This is a genomic window from Pseudomonas kuykendallii (assembly GCF_900106975.1).
Taxonomy (GTDB): domain Bacteria; phylum Pseudomonadota; class Gammaproteobacteria; order Pseudomonadales; family Pseudomonadaceae; genus Pseudomonas_O; species Pseudomonas_O kuykendallii.
Map to the genome: position 1 here is coordinate 939,102 of NZ_FNNU01000001.1, position 24,289 is coordinate 963,390.

Genomic DNA, 24,289 nt, shown 5'->3' on the forward strand with positions numbered 1-24,289 from the left:
GGTCGGCGACGCTATTTTCGTATGGGGACACCATGGCTCGAATTCTGATTGTTGATGACTCTCCTACCGAGATGTACAAGCTCACCGCCATGCTCGAAAAGCACGGCCATGAGGTCCTGAAGGCCGAGAATGGCGCGGACGGCGTAGCCCTGGCGCGCCAGGAGAAGCCGGACGTGGTGCTGATGGACATCGTCATGCCTGGCCTCAACGGCTTCCAGGCGACCCGCCAGCTGTCCAAGGATGCCGACACCAGTCACATCCCGGTGATCATCGTCACCACCAAGGACCAGGAAACCGACAAGGTCTGGGGCAAGCGCCAGGGCGCGCGCGACTACCTGACCAAGCCGATCGAAGAAGACACCCTGGTCAAGACCATCGAAAGCGTACTGGCCGGCTGACGCCGGCACCTTCCCTCAGCAGCTGACAAGGTCAGGCCGGCATGGCGGACGCGCGCGCTCCCTTTGAGCTCCTTCTCGAGATCGATCAGCGCTGTCGCGCGCTGGCCGTGGGCCTGCCTTCGCAGCAGGAAGCCGTACAAAGCTGGGGCGGCATCGGTTTTCGCATGGGCGAGCAGCATTTCGTGGCGCCGATGGGGGAGATCGGCGAGGTGCTGCACGAGCCCCGGCACACCCTGTTGCCCGGTGTGAAACCCTGGGTGAAAGGAGTGGCCAACGTGCGTGGACGGCTGTTGCCGATCATGGACCTCTGCGGGTTTCTCGGCAGCGAGCTGTCACCCCTGCGCAAGCAGCGGCGGGTGCTGGTGGTGGAGCATCAGGACGTGTTCGCCGGGCTGATCGTCGACGAAGTCTTCGGCATGCAGCATTTTTCGGTGGATACCTTTGACGAGCGCCTGCCCGGGGTGGGCGAGGCAGTGCGACCCTTCATCCATGGCGTGTTCCAGCGCGAGCGTGAATGGCTGGTATTCAGCCCCCATGCGCTGGCGCGCCATCCGGGTTTTCTCGACGTCTCGATGTGACAGTTTTTGGTGGGCCGGCGCTGCCGGCTCTTTTGATGTGTATGGGAATCTAGATCGGCGGTAGGTCCAGGCGGGGGCCAGTTATGAGCAAACAGAGCGGTAATCTTCTCGCGGGTATGCGCAGCAGCAAGCTGATCGGCGGCCTCTTCATAGTCCTGATCGTCTCCATCGTGCTGCTGTTCGCCAACTTCGCCTACCTTAGCACGCAGACCAACAACGACACCGAGTACCTCGGCCATGCCGGCGAGCTGCGCGTGCTGTCCCAGCGGATCGCCAAGAACGCCACCGAAGCGGCGGCGGGTACCGTCGAAGCCTTCGCCCTGCTGAAGGACGCGCGCAACGACTTCGAGAGGCGCTGGGGCTACCTGCGTGATGGCGACGGCGCCGGGCTTCCGGGTGCGCCGCCCGCCGTGCAGGCGCAGATGGCCGCCGTGCAGCAGGACTGGGACAGCCTGCGGCAGAACTCCGACGCGATCATCGCTTCCGAACAGACCGTTCTTTCGCTGCATCAGGTGGCGGCGACCCTCGCCGAGACCATCCCGCAGCTGCAGGTCGAGTACGAGGAAGTCGTCGACATCCTGCTCAAGAGCGGCGCGCCCGCGGCCCAGGTCTCGGTGGCGCAGCGGCAGTCGCTGCTGGCAGAACGTATCCTCGGTTCGGTGAACAAGGTGCTTGCCGGCGACGCCGATTCGGTGCAGGCCGCCGACATGTTCGGTCGCGATGCCAACCTGTTCGGTCGGGTGCACACGGCGATGCTCGAAGGCAACCCGTCGATGAACATCGCCAAGGTCAGCGATGCCGCGGCGCGGGAGCGTCTGGCGGAGATTTCCGAGCTGTTTGAGTTCGTCTCCGGTTCGGTGGACGAGATTCTCGAAACCTCGCCGGAACTGTTCCAGGTCCGCGAATCCGCCAATACCATCTTCACCGTATCGCAGACCCTGCTGGAAAAAGCCTCGGCGCTGACCGACGGCTTCAACTCCCTGGCCGAAGGCCGCTCCGTCAATACCCTCGCCGGCTACCTGCTGGGCGCGCTGGTGCTGGGCGCGATCATCCTCATCGGTTTGGTGATGGTGCAGGACACCCGCCGCACGCTGGCCGAAACCGCCGAGAAGAACGACCGCAACCAGGCGGCGATCCTGCGCCTGCTCGACGAGATCGCCGACCTCGCCGACGGTGACCTGACGGTGACCGCGACGGTGACCGAGGACTTCACCGGCGCCATCGCCGACTCGATCAACTACTCCATCGACCAGCTCCGCGACCTGGTCGAAACGATCAACCTGACCGCCGTCCAGGTGGCCGCGGCCGCCCAGGAAACCCAGGCCACGGCGATGCACCTGGCCGAGGCGTCGGAGCACCAGGCGCAGGAAATCGCCGGGGCCTCCGCGGCGATCAACGAGATGGCGGTGTCCATCGACCAGGTATCGGCGAACGCCTCCGAATCCACCGCGGTGGCAGAGCGCTCCGTGGCGATCGCCAACAAGGGCAACGAGGTGGTGCACAACACCATCACCGGGATGGACAACATCCGCGAGCAGATCCAGGACACCTCGAAGCGGATCAAGCGCCTCGGTGAATCGTCCCAGGAGATCGGCGACATCGTCAGCCTGATCAACGACATTGCCGACCAGACCAACATCCTCGCCCTCAACGCCGCGATCCAGGCCTCCATGGCCGGCGACGCGGGCCGCGGCTTCGCCGTGGTGGCGGACGAAGTACAGCGCCTCGCGGAACGCTCCTCGGGCGCGACCAAACAGATCGAGGCGCTGGTGAAGACGATTCAGACCGACACCAACGAGGCGGTCATCTCGATGGAGCAGACCACCTCCGAAGTGGTCCGCGGCGCCCGCCTGGCGCAGGACGCCGGGGTTGCCCTGGAAGAGATCGAGAAGGTATCCAAGACCCTCGCGGCGCTGATCCAGAACATCTCCAACGCCGCCCGTCAGCAGGCTTCGTCGGCCGGCCACATTTCCAACACCATGAACGTGATCCAGGAGATCACCTCGCAGACCTCCGCCGGTACCACCGCCACCGCGCGCAGCATCGGAAACCTGGCGAAGATGGCCAGCGAGATGCGTCGGTCGGTGTCCGGCTTCACCCTGCCGGAAGCAGCGGAGCAGGCCTGAGTGGGGCAGCGTCGACCGCCCGCCTGGGTGGCCGACGGAGGCGAAGGTCCATGAGTGAGGGGCAGGGTATGCAGCCAAGTGGCGTCTGGGCCTTGAAACCCCTGGCGGAGATGTCGGCAGCGGAATTCCATGATTGGCGAACGCTGCTGGAAACGCGCACCGGCCTGGTGATCAACGAAGGGCGGCAGGTGTTCCTGCAGACCAATCTGAGCGCACGCATGCGCGAACTCGGTATCGATGATTACACCAGCTACTACCGGCAGGTCGTCGAAGGCCCGCGCGGGGCGGTGGAGTGGTCGAAGCTGCTGGATCATCTGACGATTCAGGAAACCCGCTTCTTCCGCCATCGGCCGTCGTTCGATTTGCTCGACCGCTACCTGCGCGAGCGGCTCGAGCGGCAGGGCATGCCGTCGGCCTGGTCGCTGTGGAGCGTGGGTTGTTCGACGGGCGAGGAGCCGTATTCACTGGCGATCGCCGCCGCCGAGGTGCTGCACGACAGTCCGTGGCCCGAGCATTTTGGCGTGACCGGCACCGATATCAGCCTCAGCGCCCTGAGCAGGGCGCGCGAGGCCCACTACGACCTACGCCGGCTCGAGCCGATGGGCGACGAGCGTCGCGAGCGCTACTTCGACCGTCGGGGCGACGGACGCTACGAGATTTCCGCCGAACTGGCGGCTCGCGTCTGTTGCGCACGGCTCAATGTGCTGGAATTGTCCAAGGCGCCGATGTCCGGCATGGACGTCATTTTCTGTCAGAACCTGCTGATCTATTTCCGCCGCTGGCGCCGCCGCGAGATCCTCAACCGGCTGGCCGAGCGTCTCGCGCCGGGTGGCCTGCTGGTGGTCGGGGTCGGTGAGGTGGCGGGTTGGCAGCATCCGGACCTGGTGCCTGTGGCCGACGAGCAGGTTCTGGCTTTTACCCGTAGGGGTAACACACGCGTATGACTGGAGTGGCTATGGGTGATCGGCACGATTATGTCGCCCTGGAGTGGGTCAAGGGCGAAATCGCCGAAACGCTGAAGCAGGCGCGTCAGGCGCTGGAGGCGTTCGTCGAGAATCCGCAGGATTCCACGCGCATGAGTTTCTGCCTGACCTATGTGCATCAGGTGCAGGGCACCCTGCAGATGGTCGAGTTCTACGGCGCGGCGCTCCTTGCCGAGGAAATGGAACGTTTGGCCCAGGCCCTGATGGAAGGCCGGGTGAACAACCAGCGCGAGGCGCTGGAAGTGCTGATGCAGGCGATCCTGCAGCTGCCGACCTATCTGGAGCGGGTGCAGAGCGCGCGGCGCGACCTGCCGATGGTGGTGTTGCCGCTGCTCAACGACCTGCGCGCGGCCCGCGGCGAAAACCTGATGTCGGAAACCAGCCTGTTCTCGCCCGACCTCTCGGCGGCCCTGCCGGCCGTCTCGCCGGATGCCCTCGAGCGCCTGCACAACGCCGAGTTGTTGCCGCTGCTGCGCAAGCTGCGGCAGATGCAGCAGGTGGCGCTGGTCGGCGTGCTACGCAACCAGGACCTGCCGACCAACCTCGGCTACATGGCGCGGGTGTTCGCGCGCCTCGAAGGGTTGTGCCAGGGCGCTCCGCTCGGCCCGCTCTGGCAGATTTCCTCGGGCCTGGTCGAAGGCCTGTCCAACGGCGGCGTGGCCAACGGCACCTCGGTCCGTGGCTTGCTGCGTCAGGTCGACAAGGAACTCAAGCGGCTGGTCGAGCAGGGCGCCGATGGCATCAACCAGGCGGCCTCCGACGAGCTGACCAAGAACCTGCTCTTCTATATCGCCAAGGCGCCGGTCCAGTCGCCGCGCATCCGCGCGCTGAAGGACCACTACCGTCTCGACGACGCGCTGCCGGACAGCGAGCTGGTCGACGAAGAGCGCGCGCGCCTGGCCGGTCCCGACCGCGACGCGATGCGCTCCGTGGTCGCCGCCCTGTGCGAGGAGCTGGTGCGGGTCAAGGACAGCCTCGACCTGTTCGTCCGCAGCGACCGCACCGGCGTCGCCGAACTCGATGGCCTGCGGGCTCCGCTGAAGCAGATCGCCGACACCCTGGCGATGCTCGGCTTCGGCCAGCCGCGCAAGGTCATCCTCGATCAGCTCGACGTCGTCCATCAGTTGTCCATGGGCAACGGCGAGCCTACCGACGCGGCGCTGATGGATATCGCCGGCGCGCTGCTCTACGTCGAAGCGACGCTGGCCGGAATGGTCGGGCAGAGCGATGACGGCGCGGGCGAGGAAAGTCACCTGCCGACCACCGACGTCGCGCAGATTCACCAGTTGGTCATCAAGGAAGCGCGTACCGGCCTGGAGCAGGCGAAGGATGCGATCATCGAGTTCATCGCTTCGCAATGGAACCACGAGCATCTGGCCCGCGTGCCGGAACTGCTCACCCAGGTGCGCGGCGGGCTGGCGATGATCCCGCTGGAACGCGCCGCCGAACTGCTGCGCGCCTGCAACCGCTATATCGAGGAACAACTGCTGGCGCGCAAGGCGGTGCCCAACTGGCAGAGCCTGGACACCCTGGCCGACGCCATCACCAGCGTCGAGTACTACCTCGAGCGCCTGTCCGAAGATCACGCCGCCCAGGGCGACATGATCCTCGACGTCGCCGAGGAGAGCCTCGGTAACCTCGGTTATGCGCTGGTCCGCAAGCCGATTCTCCCGCTCCCGGAGACGGCCGAGGAGTCTCCGGCGGCGCTGGACGATCCGCTTGATGAAATCGAGGTCATCGCCGACGAGGCCGATCATCCCCTCGACGACGAACTGCTCCCCGCAGCGGAGCCTGACGCACCGCTGCTGGTCCCCGTCCCGCTCGACGAACTCTCCGAACCGATCGACGTGCTGCCGCTCGAGCCGGGCGAGTCGCTTGACGAAGTGCAACCGCACGCCGCCCTTGCTGAGGCGCCAGGCGTGCTGCCGACTGACGTCGAGTCCGAGTCCGAGTCCGAGTCCGAGCTGAGCGCCCTGAGCGATCCGCTGCAGGAAATGGAACTGCTCGCTGCCGAAGCCGAAGAGCTGGTCGAGGACGAACTCGAACCCGCGCCGTCGGCCGAGGAGAGCGCTCCGATACTTGCCCATGTCGACGAAGAGGCCGAGCCATCGCCCGTCGATGCCGCTGTGCAATCGCCGTCGTCGGTCCTCGCTCCTGAACCCGAGCAGGCGACGCCCGCCGACACGGATCACTGGGACCTGGGCGAGCCGCTGCCCGAGCCCGCCGCCGAACTCGATTCGCCGATCGATTCGCTGTCCGCGCAGGACGCGCAGATCGAGCCTCTCGCCGCGCCGCCGACCCTGACCGAGGTGCAGAGCGCAGACCTGCCGCTCGCTGACGCCGATCACTGGGACCTGGGCGAGCCATTGCCCGGTAGTGACGGACAAACCGGCGAACTCGATGCGGTGCCGGATGCGCCCGCGCCGCAGGCCGACACCGAAGCCTTCGAGCTGCCGCCGCTCGACCTTGCCGCCGAACCCGCCGCGCCGGAGCTGCACGCTGAAAATTGGGATCTCGGCGAACCCGTGGCCGCTGAGCCCGCCGTCGTCGACTTCAGCCTCGACCTGCCGCTCGATGAGCTGCCCCCGGTCACCGGCGCTCAGGACGAGGTGAGCCTGGAGCTGCTACCGGACGAACCGGCCACGCTGCCGGGCCTGGACGACAGCTGGGACCTTGGCGAGCTTGCGCCCGAAGAGCCCGTCGCCGACTTCGGCCTGAACCTGCCGCTCGACGAGCTGCCCCCGGTCATCGGTGCGCAGGACGACATCACGCTGGAGCTGCCGGAGCTGAGTTTCGAGTCGTTGGATGAGGGCGGTCTGAGTTTCGACGAACGCGACATCGCCGCGCTGGAACTGCCCGAGGTCGAGCTGCCGGGCCTGTCCGAGGCACACCCCGAGGTCACCGAGCCGCAGGTCGAGGACAAGCCGCTGTCGATGGCCGACGTCATGGCCGCGCCGAGCCAGGCAATAAACCCGCCGGCGCGCGAAGTGCCGCCGAGTCTGCTGCCGCCGCCCGCCGACGAAGAACCGATGGACGAGGAACTGCTGGAAGTCTTCATCGAAGAGGCCGGCGAAGTCATGGAAACCATCGCCGAGTACCTGCCGAAGTGGCAGGCCGACCTCGCCGACAAGGCGGCGCTCACCGAACTGCGCCGCGCCTTCCACACGCTCAAGGGCAGTGGCCGGATGGTTCGTGCGCTGGTCATCGGCGAACTCGCCTGGTCGATCGAGAACCTGCTCAACCGCGTGCTGGACAGGAGCATCGAGCCTGATGAGCCGGTGCAGCAGGTGATCCTCGGCGTGGTCGCGCTGATGCCCGAACTGGTCGAGGAGTTCGCCGCCAGGGCGCAGCGCCAGCGCGACGACGTCGATCAGCTCGCGGCCATCGCCCACGCACTGGCGAGGGGGCAGACACCACCGCGTTTTAGTGACGGCCCGGACAGCGTCGCCACGTCCGCGGCCGTAACCACGGCGGCAACTTCGCAGGATGCCACTGAAGAAGCCGAGGAAGGCCTGGACCCGCAGTTGCTGGAGATCTTCCGCAACGAGGCGGACGCTCATCTGGATACCCTGAGGAAGTTTCTCGCCGCCTGTGCGGAGGAACTCCCGCGGCCGGTCAACGACGAACTGCAACGCGCGCTGCATACCCTCAAGGGCAGCTCGCACATGGCCGGCATCCTGCCGATGGCGGAAATCGCCGCGCCGCTGGAGCGCATGGTCAAGGAGCTCAAGGCCAACCTGATTCCACTGGATCTGGCCGAGGCCGAATTGCTGCGTGACGCCGAGGCGCTGTTCCGCGAGGGGCTGGCGCAGTTGGAGACGCATCCGTTCCGCCCGATCGAGGGCGCCGATGCGCTCATCGCCCGCGTGCAGAAGCTCCTGAGCGAACGCCTGGAGGCTGCGCAGAGCGCGCGTAGCGGCGAGTCGGGCAGCGCCCGCGATCCGCAGATGATCGCGCTGTTCCTCGCCGAAGGCATGGACATCCTGCTGGACGCCTCCGACCTGCTCGATCGCTGGCACGAACACCCCGCCGAACGCCAGGAGCTGGGCGCGCTGCGCGAAGAACTGAGCACGCTCGGGCGCGGCGCGCGGATGGCCGAGCTGCCGCAGATCGACGAGCTGTGCCAGGCGCTGCTGGACACCTACAGCGCGGTGCAGGACGGCCGCCGCACGGTCAGCCCGGCGTTCTTCCGGGAAGTCGACCTGTCCCACGAGGCGCTCGTCGGAATGATGGATCAGGTCGCCGCCGGCCAGCAGGTAACCGCTCAGCCGGAGCGCGTGCAAGCGTTGCGCGCCCTGCTCGATGAGGTCGAGCAGGTTCCTGGCGAACTGCCGTCCGCGCTCGTGGAACAGGGCGAGGAGGCCGCCGCGCAGGATGCGCAGGGCTGGGGCGAGCCCGACGGCGAGACGGCTGTCGAGGCGGCGGTCGAGCAGCGCATGAGTCACGACCTGCCGGCCGTGCAGGCGCGCGTCAGCTCGCTGGACGAGGAAATGGTCGACATCTTCCTCGAGGAAGCCGTGGATATCCTCGACAGCTCGGGCCAGGCCCTGCAGCGCTGGGTCAACGACCCGGAAAACCATCTGGTGCTGTCATCCCTGCATCGCGACCTGCACACCCTGCGCGGTGGCGCGCAGATGGCCGAGATCAATCCGATCGGCGAACTCGCCCATGAACTCGAAAGCCTCTATGAGGGGCTGCTCGACCGCCGTTACGGGGTCAGCGCCGAGCTGGTCGCACTGTTGCGCCGCAGCCACGACTGCCTGGCCATCCTGCTCGACCAGTTGAAGGCGAACCAGCCGCTGGCGGCGGCCGATACCCTGATCAGCATCGTCCGCGATTTCCGCTCCAGCGGCGCGGCGATGGCCCACGCGCATCAGCTTCCGCCATCGGAAGTGTCGTCGGAGCCGGCCGAGGATGCCGCGCACAGCGTCGAGCCCGAAGCGGACACCGACGAACCGCTGGTCTTCGAAGCGGCACCGGAGGACACCCCGGCGTCCGCGCCGACCCCGAAGCCGGTGGTGGTCGAGGACGAACGCGACTACGAACTGGTGGACATCTTCCTCGAGGAAGGTTTCGACATCATCGACAGCGCCGGCGCCGCCTTGCAGCGCTGGATGGGCGATGTCGACAACAGTGTCGATCTGGAGGCCCTGCAGCGCGACCTGCACACCCTCAAGGGCGGCGCGCGGATGGCCGAGATCCGCGAGATCGGTGACCTCGCGCACGAGCTGGAATTTCTCTACGAAGGCCTTTGCGGCGGGCGCCTGCGTGCCAGTCAGCCGCTGTTCGGGCTGCTCCAGGCCTGCCACGACCGTCTTGCCGACATGCTCGAAGCGGTGCGCGAGCGCTCGGCCGTGCCGGGCGGCGACGACCTCATCGAGGCGATCCGCCGTTGGCGCGCCAACCCCGACGAGCAGCTCAGCGTGCCCACCAGCGTGCGCTTGCAGCCGGCCCCGAGCCCTGTCGAGGAGGACGAGGGCGCCGAGGCGGAAATCCTCGACATCTTCCTCGAAGAGGCCGACGAGCTGCTGGAAGCCCTGGAAGCCGCGCTTGGCAGCTGGGAAGACAAGCCCAACGACAGCGAGCCGATCGATGAGATGCTTCGCGTACTGCATACCCTCAAGGGCGGCGCGCGCCTGGCCGGCCAGAAGACCCTCGGCGACCTGACCCACGCCCTGGAGCAGCGCCTCGGCGAGGCCCTGCTGCAGGGCGCGCCCTGGCCACAAAGCCTGGTGCTGGACGTGCAGTCGGGCTTCGAAGGGTTGCAGAAGGAGGTCGATGGTCTGCGCCGGCGCCTGGCGCAGAGCGACGAGGCGGCCGAGCAGGTGACGGCCGAACCGGGCGGCGCGCTGGTGCTGGACGCGCCCATCGTGGCGGCCAGCCAGGCCGCCGGCACGACCAGAGAGAACCGCGTGCTGCCGTTCGTCCGCCGTGCCCAGGAAGCCGCGCAGCAGGACAACGCGCGGCGCGGCCCGCAGGAGCTGGTCAAGGTGCCCGCCGAATTGCTCGAAGGGCTGGTCAACCTGGCCGGGGAAACCTCCATCTTCCGCGGCCGGGTCGAACAGCAGGTGAGCGACGTCGGTTTCACCCTCGGCGAGATGGAAGCGACCATCGAACGGGTGCGCGACCAGTTGCGCCGCCTGGACACCGAAACCCAGGCGCAGATCCTCAGCCGCTACCAAGCCGAGGCCGAGCGCGCCGGCTACGAGGATTTCGATCCGCTGGAGATGGACCGCCACTCGCAGCTGCAGCAGCTGTCGCGCGCGCTGTTCGAGTCCGCCTCCGACCTGCTCGACCTCAAGGAAACCCTGGCCGCGCGCAACCGCGACGCGGAAACCCTGCTGCTGCAGCAGGCGCGGGTCAACACCGAGCTGCAGGAAGGCCTGATGCGCACGCGCATGGTGCCGTTCGACCGCCTGGTGCCGCGCCTGCGGCGGATCGTCCGCCAGGTCGCCAGCGAGTTGGGTAAGCAGGTCGAGTTCGTCGTCGGCAACGCCGAGGGCGAGATGGACCGCAGCGTGCTCGAACGCATCGTCGCACCGCTCGAGCACATGCTGCGCAACGCCGTCGACCACGGTATCGAGAGCGCCGAGCGGCGCCAGGCGGCCGGCAAGCCGGCGCAGGGGACGATTCGCCTCAACCTCGGCCGCGAGGGCGGCGACATCCTCCTCACCCTGGCCGACGACGGTGCGGGCATCCGCCTCGAAGCGGTGCGCCGCAAGGCCATCGAGCGCGGGCTGATGAGCGATACCTCGGAAATCTCCGATCACGACGTGCTGCAGTTCATCCTCGAGGCCGGTTTCTCCACCGCGGAGAAGGTCACGCAGATTTCCGGGCGCGGCGTCGGCATGGACGTGGTGCATTCGGAGGTCAAGCAGCTCGGCGGTTCGATGAGCATCGACTCGACGCCGGGCGAGGGCACGCGCTTCCAGATCCGCCTGCCGTTCACCGTGTCGGTGAACCGCGCGCTGATGGTGTATTCCGGCGAGGACCTCTACGCCATCCCGCTGAACACCATCGAGGGCATCGTGCGGGTCTCGCCGTACGAGCTGGAAGCCTATTACGCGCCCGATGCGCCGCGCTTCGAGTACGCCGGCCAGCCCTACGAGCTGCGCTACCTCGGCGACCTGCTGAGCAATGGCCAGCAGCCCAAGCTGATCGGCCAGAGCCTGCCGCTGCCAGTGATCCTGGTGCGTTCGGCGGAATACTCGGTGGCGGTGCAGGTGGACAGCCTGGCCGGTTCGCGGGAGATCGTGGTGAAGGGCCTCGGCCCGCAGTTCGCCGGCGTGCCGGGGATTTCCGGCGCGACCATCCTCGGCGACGGCCGCGTGGTGGTGATTCTCGACCTGCTGGCGACCATCCGCGCGCTGCAGGCACGCCAGACGCATCTGTTGCCGCATGGCGGCGGCCCGCTCGGCGGCGAAGTGGAGAGCGAACGGCCGGCGCTGGTGATGGTGGTGGACGACTCGGTCACCGTGCGCAAGGTCACCAGCCGCCTGCTCGAGCGCAACGGCATGAACGTGCTGACCGCCAAGGACGGCGTCGATGCCATCGCCCAACTGCAGGAGCAGAAGCCGGACATCATGCTGCTGGACATCGAGATGCCGCGCATGGACGGCTTCGAGGTGGCCACGCTGGTGCGTCACGACGAGCGCCTGAAGGACCTGCCGATCATCATGATCACCTCGCGTACCGGCGAAAAACACCGCGAGCGGGCGATGGCCATCGGCGTCAACGAATACCTGGGCAAGCCCTATCAGGAATCGCTCCTGCTCGAGTGCATCCAGCAACTGGTCAAATCCCATGAGTGAGAAAGCGGCGGCGCGTATCGCCGTCATCGCCGACACCTCGCTGCAGCGTCACGTGCTGCAGCATGCGCTGGCCGGCAACGGTTATCAGGTAGTGCTGAACAGCGACCCGGCGCGCCTCGACGATGCCGCGCTGGAGGCCTGCGAAACCGACCTCTGGCTGGTCGACCTGGCGCAGCAGTCGGAGGATTCCGCGCTGCTCGACAGCCTCCTCGAGCGCACCAACGCGCCGGTGCTGTTCGGCGAGGGGCATGCGCCCGAACGGCATTCGGAGCATTACCCGCGCTGGGAGCGCAGCCTGTTCGGCAAGCTCAAGCGGCTGATCGGCGACCCGGCGCAGGCGGTCGGCCCGAGCCTCGATGCGCTGCTTTCCGAGGCGCAGCGCCCGCCGCGCGTGGACCTGCCGCAGGCGCTGGCGCAGAGCCCGTTGCAGGCCGGCGAACCGGCGCGCCAGGTATGGCTGCTGGCCGCCTCGCTGGGCGGTCCGGCGGCGGTGAAGGCGTTTCTCGACGCCTTGCCGGGTGGCCTGCCGGCGGGTTTCCTCTACGCCCAGCATATCGACGCCGCATTCGAGTCGCGCTTGCCGCAGGCGGTCGGCCGGCACAGCCAGTGGCACGTCAACCCGGTGCGCCCCGGCGACAGCGTGCGCTGCGGCGAAGTCGTGGTGGTGCCGATCGGCAACGAGCTGCGCTTCGACGAAGACAGCCTCATGCAGGTCTCGACCCAGAGCTGGCCCGAGCCCTACGCGCCGTCGATCGATCAGATGATGCTCAACCTGGCCCAGCAGTTCGGTCGCCATTGCGGCGTCATCGCCTTCAGCGGCATGGGCAGCGACGGCAGCGCCGCGGCGGCCTACGTGCGCCGCCAAGGCGCGGAAATCTGGACGCAACGCGCCGACACCTGCGCCTGCCCGAGCATGCCGGACAGCCTGCGCGAAGCGGGCTACTCCAGCCTCACCGGCGATCCCCGCGAGCTGGCCGGAGCCCTGGTGGCGCGCCTGGCCGAGGCCCTGAACTGATGTCCGCCCAGCCCTTCACCCCGTATTACCGGAGCCCGTCGCGATGAGCCAGGCCGTCATTGAACAGAACGGCGCCGCGAGCGTCACCGGGCTGCTGCTGCCGCTGACCGACCGCACCCTGCTGGTGCCCAACGTGGCGCTGGCCGAACTCATCACCTACCGCGCCCCGCAGACCCAGGCGGGCATGCCGGCCTGGCTGCTGGGGCAGATCGCCTGGCGCGACCTGCGCCTGCCGCTGCTGTCCTTCGAGGCGGCGTCCGGGGGCGAGGCGAAGGTGGTTCCGGGCGCGCGCGTCGCCGTGCTCAACGCCATCGGCGGGCGCTCCCACGTGAAATTCATCGCGCTGCTGATCCAGGGCATTCCCCGCTCGCTGAAGCTCGATGCCAGCCTGCGTCGGGCCGACGCGCCGCTGGCGCCGCTGGAGCTGGACGTGGTCGAGCTGGGCGACGACCTGGCGAGAATTCCCGATCTCGCCGGGCTGGAGCAGAAGCTCGCGGATGCCGGCTTGATCTGAGGGTAGCGAGCGTTGTGCTCGTGGCTTCCTAGCCCTTGCCGCGGGTGCGGGTCAGGCCGTGCTCGGCGTTCTTTTCCAGGTACTCGATGACCAGCCCGGCGACGTCCTTGCCGGTGGTCACTTCGATGCCTTCCAGACCCGGTGAGGAGTTCACCTCCATCACCAGCGGGCCGTGGTTCGAGCGCAGGATGTCGACGCCGGCCACCGAGAGCCCCATCACCTTGGCCGCACGGATCGCCGTCATGCGCTCCTCCGGGGTGATCTTGATCAGGCTGGCGGTGCCGCCGCGGTGGAGGTTGGAGCGGAATTCGCCGGGCGCGGCCTGACGCTTCATCGAGGCGATCACCTTGTCGCCGACCACGAAGCAGCGGATGTCGGCACCGCCGGCTTCCTTGATGTACTCCTGCACCATGATGTCCTGCTTCAGGCCCATGAACGCCTCGATCACCGATTCCGCCGCCTTCTCCGTCTCGCAGAGCACCACGCCGATGCCCTGGGTGCCTTCCAGCACCTTGATTACCAAGGGCGCGCCGTTGACCATGCGGATCAGGTCCGGCACGTCGTCAGGTGAGTGGGCGAAGCCGGTGACCGGCAGGCCGATGCCCTTGCGCGAGAGCAGTTGCAGCGAGCGCAGCTTGTCCCGCGAGCGGCTGATCGCCACCGACTCGTTGAGCGGGAACACGCCCATCATCTCGAACTGGCGCAGCACCGCGCAGCCGTAGAAGGTCACCGAGGCGCCAATCCGCGGGATCACCGCGTCGAAGCCTTCCAACGGGCCGCCGCGGTAGTGGATCTGCGGCTTGTGGCTGGCGATGTTCATGTAGGCGCGCAGGGTGTCGATCACCTGCATCTCGTGACCGCGCGCCTGGCCGGCCTCCACCAGTCGTCGGGTCGAATACAGGCGCGGATTGCGCGACAGCACGGCGATCTTCATTGGGCACCGGGAGAAGTGAGTATCTGGGGTTTGTTGAGCAGGTAGGCGTGCGCGGGATTGACCAGCAATCGACCGTCGACCAGCGCTTTCGATCCCAACAGCACGCGATATCGCATGGTTTTCCTGCAGGTCAGGGTGAATTCCACCGGCCATGCCCGTTCACCCAGCGCGAGCAGGGTGCGGATCACGTAACGGGCCTGGGCCTGGCCATTGGAGCTCTTGATCGTCTTGCGCGTCACAATCGGCGCTTCGCAGCGGTGGCGCCGCTGCACCAGCGTGCCGATGTGCGCGTTGAAGCGTACCCAGCGTTCGCCGTCGCGCTCGAACTCGCTGATCTCGGTGGCATGCAGCGCCGAGGTGCTGGCGCCGGTGTCGATCTTCGCGCGCAGGCCGACGACACCCAGGTCGGGCAGGGCGATCCACTCGCGCAGGCCGGTCACGCAAAAGGCTTCGGGGCTATCCAAAGGCGGCTTCCTCTCAGGAAGGCGGCATTCTAGTGAGCCCGCATGACAACTGCACGCAGCGGGCTTACCGGTGGTTTACCGCGGGGGACATTTCATGGTGCGATGACCGCACCCTACACAATCGGAACCCGCATGAGCGAGAAAGACGACGACAAAGTGCGCCTGGACAAGTGGCTCTGGGCGGCCCGCTTCTACAAGACCCGGGCGCTGGCCAAGGCGGCCATCGAAGGCGGAAAGGTGCACTGCCGCGGCGAGCGCTGCAAACCGAGCAAGGAGCCGAAGATCGGCGAGGAACTGACCCTGCGTACCGGCTTCGACGAGCGCACGGTGCGCATTCTGGCGCTATCGGTGGTGCGCCGCGGCGCACCCGAGGCGCAGACCCTCTACGAGGAAACCGCCGAGAGCGTCGAGCGCCGCGAACAGGCCGCGGCGCAGCGCAAGGCCGGCAGTCTGGGCGTCACCACCGACGGCCGGCCGAGCAAGAAGCAGCGTCGTCAGCTGTTCACCTTCCGCGACAGCCACTGAGGTACTTCAGTCGCCGCGGACCAGCGCCATCCGGCCGATCATCGGCAGGCGCGCGAGCAGGGCGAACAGCGGCGCGGTGAGGCGTTCCAGGGCATGGCTGCAGTGGCTCGCGTAGGGCGTGCAGCAACCCCAGGCGATGGCCAGCAGGCTGAGGAACAGGCCGCCGACGAAGTCGTCCGAGCCCCAGTGCGCGCCGGCGACCAGGCGCGGCAGCATGAACAGCGTGGCCAGGCCCCAGATCACCAGCAGCCGCCAGCCGCGGGCGAAGAAGCTGAGGAACAGCGCCCAGAGCAGCAGCACCGAGGCGTGGTCGCCGGGGAAGCTGCGCTCGGATGCGTCCTTGAGCTCCCAGCGGTCCCAGTCCGGGAACAGCTCGCTCAGGCGCACGGCGCCGTCGATCACCAGCGACGGGCTGGCGTGCTGCCAGTCCAGCAGCTTGGCCAGCGCGGTGAATCCGGTGCGCACCAGCAACAGCAGGAGCAGGATCGCGACGAAGGCGAACAGCGCACGGCGCACCTCGTTGCCGGGGAACACCCAGCCGCGGTGCAGCAGGAAACTCAGCATGATCAGCCCGGCGGCGACGTCCATCGGCCGCAGGCTGCCAATCGCCCAGGTCTTCGCCCACCAGCCACCGTCCGCCAGTGGCGTGTTGAGCAGGCGGAATAACTGGTCGTCGAAGTGGTCCCACAACAGGCGGGTCGGTTCCCACACCCAGCTGGCCAGCAGCAGGGCGGCGAATAGATGGCAAAGCAGCAGCGGCCGCATGCGCCAGGAGGCGCGCAGTAAAGTGGTCATTCGGTCATCTTCCCTAAGATAAAACCCGGGCGAGATGGTAGACCCGCGCCCAGGCCGCGCCAAGCCGCCCGGTCGGAATCTTGGATCGCCCCCGCTTTGCGCCTAGAATCGACGCCCTTTGCCGTCTCCAACCTGCGAGCGACGCCATGTCCGACTTCACTCAGCGCTTCATCTTCGACGACACCGACGTGCGCGGCGAACTCGTCACCCTCGGCGACAGCTACCAGCATGTCCTCGCCAAGCACCCCTATCCCGAACCGGTCGCCCAGTTGCTCGGCGAGCTGCTGGCAGCCGCGGCGCTGCTGGTCGGCACGCTGAAATTCGATGGCCTGCTGGTGCTGCAGGCGCGTTCCTCCGGCGCCGTGCCGCTGCTCATGGTGGAGTGCTCCAGCGAGCGCCAGGTGCGCGGCATCGCGCGCTACCACGCCGAGCAGATCGCCGACGGCGCCGGGCTCGCCGAGCTGATGCCCGAGGGCATGCTGACGGTGACCATCGACCCGCGCGCCGGCCAGCGCTACCAGGGCATCGTCGCGCTGGATGGGATCAACCTGTCCGCCTGTCTGACCAACTACTTCGCCAATTCCGAGCAGTTGCCGACACGTTTCTGGCTGTACGCCGATGGTCGGCGCGCGCGTGGCCTGCTGCTCCAGGCGCTGCCGCCGGATCGTCTGAAGGACGCCGAGGCCCGCGCCGCGAACTGGCAGCACCTGACCACGCTGGCGGACACCCTTACCGCCGAGGAACTGCTCGGCCTGGACAATCTCACCGTGCTGCACCGGCTGTATCACGAGGAGGCGGTGCGCCTGTTCGATCCGCTGGGCCTGGAATTCCGCTGCAGCTGCAACCGCCAGCGCTCCGCCAACGCGCTGGTCAGCCTCGGCCAGCAGGACGCGGAACGGCTGCTCGAAGAACACGGCGGCTCGGTGGAGATCGACTGCCAGTTCTGCAACCAGCGCTACCGCTTCGACAAGACCGACGTCGCCCAGCTGTTCGCCGGTGGCGGCAGCAGCGCACCTTCCTCGACCCGCCACTGATCGGCGCGGGCACCCGCTGGAGCCCCGCCCGATCCCCGGCATCTGGACAAGCGGGTAGGGCGGGTGCCATAAAGGTGGCGCTGTCGCCCGTAGTGCCGTTTTGCTGGCGAATCCGGAAACTAACGACAGCCGACGGACTCTATACGCGTCGTTGCTACCGCTTCGCTCGCCAATCCGCGCGCCCGCCGGGCTCGCGAACCACGCCAGAGCGAAGCAGGACTGCACCAGGCTAGACCTTTGAACTGCCCCCAGAACCGGTGACGACTCCGACGAGGTTGCTGCCTCTGGGCGCGATACGGACGCCAACACGAATCCAGGGAAGACCATGGTCTGCCACCGCGACCCCCGTCCTTTCTGGCTCTGCGCCGCCGCCTCGCACTTGCAGCACATCCTCTGGCATAATCCGGCACACTTTTCTCATGCTGTAGCCGGGCAAAGAGTTCACTACAGATCGTTAGGAAGCATCCGGCTGAGACCAACGAGGACGCCATGAACCAAGCCATACAAGCCGTTTACACCGACATCAGCACGTCGCAGCTGGTCGAAGAAGCCATTCGCCGCGGCGAAGGCGAATTGGCCGCCAATGGCGCGCTGGTGGTGAGAACCGGGCACCGCACCGGTCGCTCGCCGGCCGACCGCTTCATCGTGGAAGAGCCCAGCACCACCGCCGACATCGGCTGGGGTGCGATCAACCGCAAGTTCCCGGCCGACAAGTTCGATGCCCTGTGGGACCGCGTGCAGGCCTTCTCCGACGCCCAGGACAGCTTCGTTTCGCATGTCCACGTAGGCTCGGCCGAGACCCACTACCTGCCGGTCAAGATGACCACTGCCACGGCCTGGCAGAACCTCTTCGGTCGTCAGCTGTTCATCGAACCCGCCGAGTACAACCCCTCTGGCAAGGACGAGTGGCAGGTCCTGAACGTCGCCAACTTCGAATGCGTGCCCGAGCGTGACGGCACCAATTCCGATGGCTGCGTGATCCTCAACTTCGCGCAGAAGAAAGTCCTGATCGCCGGCATGCGCTACGCCGGCGAGATGAAGAAAGCCATGTTCAGCGTGCAGAACTTCCTGCTGCCGGCCGCCGACGTGCTGCCGATGCACTGCGCCGCCAACATCGGCGAGGAAGGCGACGTGACGCTGTTCTTCGGCCTGTCCGGCACCGGCAAGACCACCCTCTCGGCCGACGAAAGCCGCTACCTGATCGGCGACGACGAGCACGGCTGGGGCACCGGCGTGGTGTTCAACATCGAGGGCGGCTGCTACGCCAAGTGCATCGACCTGTCCGAGAAGAACGAGCCGGTGATCTGGAAGGCCATCCAGTTCGGCACCGTGCTGGAAAACGTCGTGCTCGACGACAAGCGCGTGCCGGATTACAGCGACGACAGCCTGACCCAGAACAGCCGTGCGGCCTACCCGCTGGAATACGTCGAGAAGCGCTCGCAGCAGAACCTCGGCGGCGAGCCGAACGCGGTGATCTTCCTCACCTGCGACCTGACCGGCGTGCTGCCGCCCGTGTCGATCCTCGACGAAGAGCAGGCGGCGTACCACTTCCTCTCCGGCTACACCGCGCTGGTCGGCTCCACCGAGATGGGCTCGGGCGCCGGCATCAAGTCGACCTTCTCCACCTGCTTCGGCGCGCCGTTCTTCCCGCGTCCGGCCGGCGTCTACGCCGAGCTGCTGATCAAGCGCATCCGCGCGTTCGGCTCCAAGGTCTACCTGGTCAACACCGGCTGGACCGGCGGTGGCTACGGCGTCGGCAAGCGCTTCAACATCCCGACCACCCGTGGCGTGATCGCGGCGATCCAGAGCGGCGCGCTGATCGGCGCCGAGACCGAGCAACTGCCGATCATCAACCTGCGCGTGCCCAAGGCCGTGCCGGGCGTCGAAACCCAGCTGCTCAACCCGCGCAACACCTGGGAAGACCAGAACGCCTACGACGAAGCGGCGAAGGGGCTGGCCAGCCTGTTCATCGAGAACTTCAAGAAGTTCGACGTTTCCGAGGCGATCAAGGCCGCCGGCCCGCAGCTGTAAGCGGTTCCGCGCCAGAAAGGCCGCCTTCGGGCGGCCTTTTTCGTTGGCTCAGAAACCGCGGAATTCGGCGAACGCCTCCACGGCGACCCGGCTGGCGCGCAGGGCGTTCACCAGGGCGTCCGGGTCGGCGTAGCCCAGCGCCATGGCGCAATAGATCATCTCCTGCTCGGGCAGGGCGAAGTGGCGGTAGCGCGCGGGCTTGTCGTCGCGGGCGATGCCGAGGGTCGCGTAGAGCGCCTCGCCGACCTCGTAACGGCGCTCGCGATAGGGCGACCAGAGCGGGTCCGGGTAGACCCGCCGCTCGCCGATCTCGCCCTGCGGATTGGCCCGCAACGCGGCGCCCACCGCGTCGATCACCGCGCGGCGTTCGTCGCCGGCGACGGCGATGACCTTCCATGGCTGCAGGTTGCCGCCGGACGGCGCATGACGCGCCACGTCGAGAAGCTCGCGCAGCAGCGCTTCGGGCACCGCGGTGGGGGTGAAGGCGCGTATCGAGGTGCGCTGGCGGATGGCGTCGCTGACGTTCATGGCGTTCCTCCGAGGGGTGGACGTTCATAGTGCCTGCGGCCCCGCGGCTTTGCAGCGGCGGATGACCCGCGCGGGACGAGGCTCTGCTACCGTGCCGGCTGCCCTGCGCCGTGCGCCGTGTCCGCGCCGGCCGATCTACCGAGGTAAGCCATGATCGAACAGACCCTCGCCGACGTCTTTGGCTACGACGGTTTCCGTCCCGGCCAGGAGGCCGCCATCCGCGCGGTGATCGACGGCCGTTCGGCGGCGGCGATCTTTCCCACCGGTTCCGGCAAATCGCTGTGCTACCAACTGCCGGCATTGCTGCTGCCCAACCTGACGCTGGTCGTCTCGCCCTTGCTGGCGCTGATGCAGGACCAGCTGGCGTTCCTTCACCGCCACGGGATCGCCGCCGCCAGCATCGACTCGGCGCAGAGCCGCGAGGACGCCAGCGCGGTGATGGCGCGGGCCAAGTCCGGCGAGCTGAAGATCCTGATGATCTCGGTGGAGCGGCTGAAGAACGAGCGCTTCCGCCACTTCATCGCCCAGGTGCCGATCTCGCTGCTGGTGGTGGACGAGGCGCACTGCATCTCCGAGTGGGGCCACAACTTTCGCCCCGACTACCTCAAGCTGCCGGACTACGCGCGCCAGTTCGGCATTCCCCAGGTGCTGCTGCTAACCGCCACGGCGACGCCGCCGGTGATCGCCGACATGCAGGCCAAGTTCGCCATTGCCGCGGGCGACGTGATCACCACCGGTTTCTACCGGGCCAATCTCAACCTGCTGGTGGAACCTGTGGCCGGGCGCGACAAGCTGCGCCGGCTGGTCGACTGGCTCGGCGCCAAGGCCGGCGAGCCGGCAATCGTCTACGTCACCCAGCAGAAAACCGCCGAGCAGGTCGCCGCCCACCTCGGCGCCAGCGGCGTGCCGGCCAGCGCCTACCACGCAGGTATGCCGCACGAGCAGCGCGAGGCGATCCAGCGGCAATTCATGGACGGGCGGATCAACTGCATCGTTGCCACCATCGCCTTCGGCATGGGCATCGACAAGAGCGACATCCGCAACGTGGTGCACTTCGACCTGCCGAAATCGATCGAGAACTACAGCCAGGAGATCGGCCGCGCCGGACGTGACGGGCGGCCCTCGGACTGCCTGGTGCTGGCGAACCGCGACAGCCTCAGCGTGCTGGAGAACTTCGTCTACGGCGACACTCCGGAGCTCGACGGCATCCGCGAGGTGCTCGAGGAAATCCGCCAGGCCGAAGGCGGCCAGTGGGAACTAATGCTGGGCGCGCTGAGCGAGCAGAGCAACATCCGCCCGCTGCCGCTGAAGACGTTGCTGGTGCAGCTGGAACTGCGCGGCATCATCGCCCCGCGCTACGCCTATTTCGCCGAGTACCGCTTCAAGTACCTGATCGAACCGGACGCCCTGCTGGAGACGTTCGACGGCGAGCGCCGCCAGTTCGTCGAGGCCATCGTGCACAGTTCGGCCCGCGCGCGGACCTGGTGCACGGTGGATTTCGAGGCGCTTTATAACCAGCACCGCGCCGAGCGCGGGCGGGTGGTCAAGGCGCTGGACTGGTTCCAGGAGCGCGGCTGGATCGAGCTGGAGAGCAAGCAGATGACCGAAGTCTACGAACGGCTGCGCGGCGAGTTCGCCATCGATCGGCTCAGCGACGAACTGCATGCCTATTTCCGCCAGCAGGAATCCAGCGAGATCGCCCGCATCCACGCCATGCTCGAACTGTTCGCCAGCGATCGCTGCCTGAGCCAGCGCCTGGCCGCATATTTCGGCGACGAACAGGCACCGCAGCACTGCGGGCACTGCTCGGTGTGCCAGGGGCGGGTCGCGCGGCTACCGGAAGCGCCGGCGCTGGCGTCGCTACAGGGCAAGAGTTTCCACGCGCTGTGCGGCGCGTTCATCCAGCGCTACGAGGCGCTCAAGGGCAAGCCGCCGAGCAGCGAGGCGCTGACGCGATTCCTGTGCGGCATCGGCGCGCCGCTGCTCAGCAAACTCAAGGCGAAGGGCATCGACGGGTTCGCGGCGCTGGGCGAATACCCCTACGCGGAGGTACGCGCGTGGGCCGAAGCGCAGGCTTGAGCGCTCCGGTCAATTCCTGAAACAAAGCTTCCATCCAGGCGTGACGAGGGCGGCGGCAGGTGCGGCCATACTGAGGCTCGCCTGCCGTCTCGCGAGGCGGACTTCTGCACCTTGCCCGGAGGCCTCTCATGCCCACGCGTCGCCAGTTCGTCCAGCAGTCATCCCTTCTCGCCGCCATGGCCGGGCTCGCGCCGTTGCTGCCGGCTTCGGCCTTCGCCGCCGATAGCCTGCTGATGCGCAGCATCCCGTCGACCGGGGAGCGCCTGCCGGCGATTGGCCTGGGCACTTCGCGGACCTTCAACGTCGATCCCGGCTCGGGCGAAATGGCCGAGCTGCTGGAGGTGATGAAGACTTTCGTCGCCGGCGGTGCGCGGCTGATCGATACCGCGCCCAGCTACGGCGATGCCGAGGCGGTGAGCGGCGAACTGGTGAAGCGCGTCGGTGCGCGCGACAAGGTATTCCTTGCCACCAAGGTCTCGTCCACCGGGCGCGAGGCCGGGCAGCGCCAGATCGAGGCCAGCTTCAAGGCGCTGCAGACCGACAGGATCGACCTGATCCAGGTGCACAACCTGCAGGACACCACCACCCAGCTGGGTCTGTTGCGCGAGCTGAAGGAGCAGGGGCGGATTGGCTACGTCGGCATCACCCACTACGTCGAGTCGGCCCACGACGACCTGATCGCGGTGCTGCAGAAGGAGAAGGTCGACTTCGTCCAGTTCAACTATTCGGTGGCGGCGCGCAATGCCGAGAAGCGCCTGCTGCCGTTCTGCGCCGAGCACGGCATCGCCACGCTGATCAACCGCACCTACGGCGCCGGCCAGCTGTTCGCCCGGGTCAAGGGCAAGGCGCTGCCGGGCTGGGCGGTGGCCGAGCTGGACGCCAGTTCCTGGGCGCAGCTGATGCTCAAGTTCGTGCTCGCCGAGCCGGCGGTGACGGCGGTGATCCCGGCGACCTCCAACCCGCGCTACATGGCCGACAACCTGCTCGCCGGCCAGGGGCGCCTGCCGGATGCCAGGCAGCGCGAGCAGATCGCCGCCGAGTTCGCCTGACGGGGTGCGGACGGCGCAAGCCGCCCGCGCAGCCCTGACCACCACGGGAATCCCATGTCCGATCATCCCCTGACGCGGCGGCTGTCCGTTGCCATCAACGCCCGCCCCGGCGAACTGCTGCCGGCGCTGGCCGGCTTCGGTTTGTTCTTCTGCCTGTTCAGCGGCTACTTCATGCTGCGCCCGATCCGCGAGGCGATGGGTATCCAGGGCGGTGTGGAGAACCTGCAATGGCTGTTCACCGCCACCTTCCTGGTGATGCTGGTCGCCGTGCCGACGTTCGCCTGGCTCAACTCGCGGGTGCCGCGCATTCATTTCATCGACTGGGTCTACGGCTTCTTCTGCCTCAACCTGCTGGCCTTCGCCGCGCTGTTCGCCGCGCACAGCGACAGCGTGTGGATGGCACGGGCATTCTACGTGTGGATCTCGGTCTACAACCTGTTCGTCGTCTCGGTGGCCTGGAGCCTGATGGCCGACGTGTTCGACTCGCCCCAGGCCAGGCGCCTGTTCGCCTTCATCGCCGCCGGGGCCAGTGTCGGCGGGCTGGTCGGCCCGGCGCTCGCCGCCTTGCTGGTGGGAGCGCTCGGCCAGGCCGGGCTGGCGCTGCTGTCCGCCCTGCTGCTGGGCGCTGCGCTGCTGCTCAAGCACTACCTGATGGCCTGGCGCGAGCGCGGCGGGGCCGGGCGCCCGGGTGCGCAGGCGGCGGAGAGCCCGCGGCGGCCGGTGGCCGGGAATCCGTTCAGCGGCATGCTGCGGGTAATCCGTTCGCGCTATCTGCTCGGGGTCTCGGGGTTCGTCATCCTGCTCGCCACGGTGAGCACCTTTCTCTATTTCGAGCAGGCGCGGCTGGTCGCCGAGCTGTTTCCCGATCGCCACGAGCAGGTCCGCGTGTTCGGCCTGATCGACTTCGTCGTGCAGGCCGGGGCGCTGCTCGCCCAGGTGTTCGTCACCGGCCGCGTCGCCCAGCGCTTCGGCATGCGCGCGCTGCTGACGCTGGTGCCGGCGCTGCTCTGCGTCGGCTTCGTCGGCCTGGCGCTGGCACCGACCTTCGCCATGCTCGCCGGGCTGATGATCGTGCGGCGCATCGGCGAGTACGCCTTCGTCCGCCCCGGCCGGGAGATGCTCTTCGCGCCGCTGGACGCGCAAAGCAAGTACAAGGCGAAGAACTTCATCGACACCGTGGTTTACCGCGGCGGCGACGCCATCAGCGGCTGGGCCAAGAGCCTGCTCGATCTGCTCGGCCAGGGCGCGGTGCTGGTGGCGCTGGTCGGCGCGGTGTGCGCGGCGCTATGGGGCGCGCTCGGCTGGTACCTCGGCGAGAGGGCCGATCGCGACGCACCCGGGCCGCTGCGCCAGAGGCCTGCAGGTCGAATGTGACGGTTTGATGAAGATTGCCGTGGCCGGCTACCGCCTCTCGCGCCGCGCGGA

Annotated in this window: 17 protein-coding genes; 13 read left to right on the forward strand and 4 right to left on the reverse strand. The window is 67.5% G+C overall.

Annotation, left to right across the window (positions count from 1 at the left end):
• Positions 1-32: 32 nt before the first annotated feature.
• The 7 genes from pilH to BLV15_RS04300 all read left to right on the forward strand — a co-directional run bounded on the left by pilH (position 33) and on the right by BLV15_RS04300 (position 13,425).
• Positions 33-398 carry a twitching motility response regulator PilH gene (pilH, locus tag BLV15_RS04270; RefSeq protein ID WP_090224896.1) on the forward strand — a complete coding sequence of 122 codons (366 nt, stop codon included), beginning with the start codon at positions 33-35 and terminating at the stop codon, positions 396-398.
• A 41-nt stretch (positions 399-439) separates the two neighbouring features.
• On the forward strand, positions 440-976 hold the full coding sequence (locus tag BLV15_RS04275) for a chemotaxis protein CheW (RefSeq protein WP_090224898.1): 537 nt from the start codon (positions 440-442) through the stop codon (positions 974-976).
• 83 nt (positions 977-1,059) lie between these two features.
• Complete coding sequence (locus tag BLV15_RS04280) at positions 1,060-3,102, forward strand: methyl-accepting chemotaxis protein (RefSeq protein WP_090224900.1); 2,043 nt, start codon at positions 1,060-1,062, stop codon at positions 3,100-3,102.
• A gap of 68 nt (positions 3,103-3,170) precedes the next feature.
• Positions 3,171-4,046, forward strand: coding sequence for a protein-glutamate O-methyltransferase (locus BLV15_RS04285; protein WP_175534295.1), 876 nt, complete (start codon positions 3,171-3,173; stop codon positions 4,044-4,046).
• 11 nt (positions 4,047-4,057) lie between these two features.
• Positions 4,058-11,896: an Hpt domain-containing protein gene (locus BLV15_RS04290; protein WP_090224903.1), complete on the forward strand. Its 7,839-nt coding sequence runs from the start codon at positions 4,058-4,060 to the stop codon at positions 11,894-11,896.
• Entirely contained in the window at positions 11,889-12,911 is a 1,023-nt protein-coding gene (locus tag BLV15_RS04295) for a chemotaxis protein CheB (protein ID WP_090224905.1), read from the forward strand. Before BLV15_RS04290 ends, BLV15_RS04295 begins: the two co-directional genes overlap by 8 nt.
• Positions 12,912-12,954: 43 nt before the next feature.
• Entirely contained in the window at positions 12,955-13,425 is a 471-nt protein-coding gene (locus BLV15_RS04300; protein WP_090224907.1) for a chemotaxis protein CheW, read from the forward strand.
• Positions 13,426-13,453: 28 nt separating this feature from the next.
• Here BLV15_RS04300 and rimK read toward each other — a convergent pair whose 3' ends face one another.
• A complete protein-coding gene (rimK, locus tag BLV15_RS04305) occupies positions 13,454-14,359 on the reverse strand; it encodes a 30S ribosomal protein S6--L-glutamate ligase (protein WP_090224909.1) in 906 nt (301 codons plus the stop codon).
• A complete protein-coding gene (rimB, locus tag BLV15_RS04310) occupies positions 14,356-14,823 on the reverse strand; it encodes a retropepsin-like aspartic endopeptidase RimB (protein WP_090224911.1) in 468 nt (155 codons plus the stop codon). The genes rimK and rimB overlap by 4 nt, the downstream gene beginning before the upstream one ends.
• A gap of 132 nt (positions 14,824-14,955) precedes the next feature.
• Here rimB and hslR point away from each other — a divergent pair, with 132 nt between their 5' ends.
• Entirely contained in the window at positions 14,956-15,348 is a 393-nt protein-coding gene (hslR, locus tag BLV15_RS04315; protein WP_090224912.1) for a ribosome-associated heat shock protein Hsp15, read from the forward strand.
• A 6-nt stretch (positions 15,349-15,354) separates the two neighbouring features.
• Here the strand turns inward: hslR and BLV15_RS04320 are convergent, their stop codons facing one another.
• A complete protein-coding gene (locus BLV15_RS04320) occupies positions 15,355-16,143 on the reverse strand; it encodes a phosphatase PAP2 family protein (RefSeq protein ID WP_090224914.1) in 789 nt (262 codons plus the stop codon).
• Positions 16,144-16,289: 146 nt separating this feature from the next.
• Between BLV15_RS04320 and hslO the strand changes: the two genes are divergently transcribed.
• Entirely contained in the window at positions 16,290-17,177 is an 888-nt protein-coding gene (gene hslO / locus BLV15_RS04325) for an Hsp33 family molecular chaperone HslO (RefSeq protein WP_090224916.1), read from the forward strand.
• 489 nt (positions 17,178-17,666) lie between these two features.
• A complete protein-coding gene (locus BLV15_RS04330; protein WP_090224918.1) occupies positions 17,667-19,208 on the forward strand; it encodes a phosphoenolpyruvate carboxykinase in 1,542 nt (513 codons plus the stop codon).
• Between the two features lie 48 nt (positions 19,209-19,256).
• Here BLV15_RS04330 and BLV15_RS04335 read toward each other — a convergent pair whose 3' ends face one another.
• On the reverse strand, positions 19,257-19,736 hold the full coding sequence (locus BLV15_RS04335) for a nitroreductase family protein (protein ID WP_090224920.1): 480 nt from the start codon (positions 19,734-19,736) through the stop codon (positions 19,257-19,259).
• Positions 19,737-19,886: 150 nt separating this feature from the next.
• Here BLV15_RS04335 and BLV15_RS04340 point away from each other — a divergent pair, with 150 nt between their 5' ends.
• The 3 genes from BLV15_RS04340 (at position 19,887) to BLV15_RS04350 (ending at position 24,238) form a co-directional block, all read left to right on the forward strand.
• A complete protein-coding gene (locus BLV15_RS04340) occupies positions 19,887-21,815 on the forward strand; it encodes a RecQ family ATP-dependent DNA helicase (RefSeq protein ID WP_090224922.1) in 1,929 nt (642 codons plus the stop codon).
• Between the two features lie 128 nt (positions 21,816-21,943).
• Positions 21,944-22,864, forward strand: coding sequence for an aldo/keto reductase (locus BLV15_RS04345; RefSeq protein WP_090224923.1), 921 nt, complete (start codon positions 21,944-21,946; stop codon positions 22,862-22,864).
• Positions 22,865-22,918: 54 nt separating this feature from the next.
• Positions 22,919-24,238 (forward strand): NTP/NDP exchange transporter, encoded by a 1,320-nt coding sequence (locus tag BLV15_RS04350; protein WP_090224925.1) that lies wholly within the window; start codon positions 22,919-22,921, stop codon positions 24,236-24,238.
• Positions 24,239-24,289: the final 51 nt, after the last annotated feature.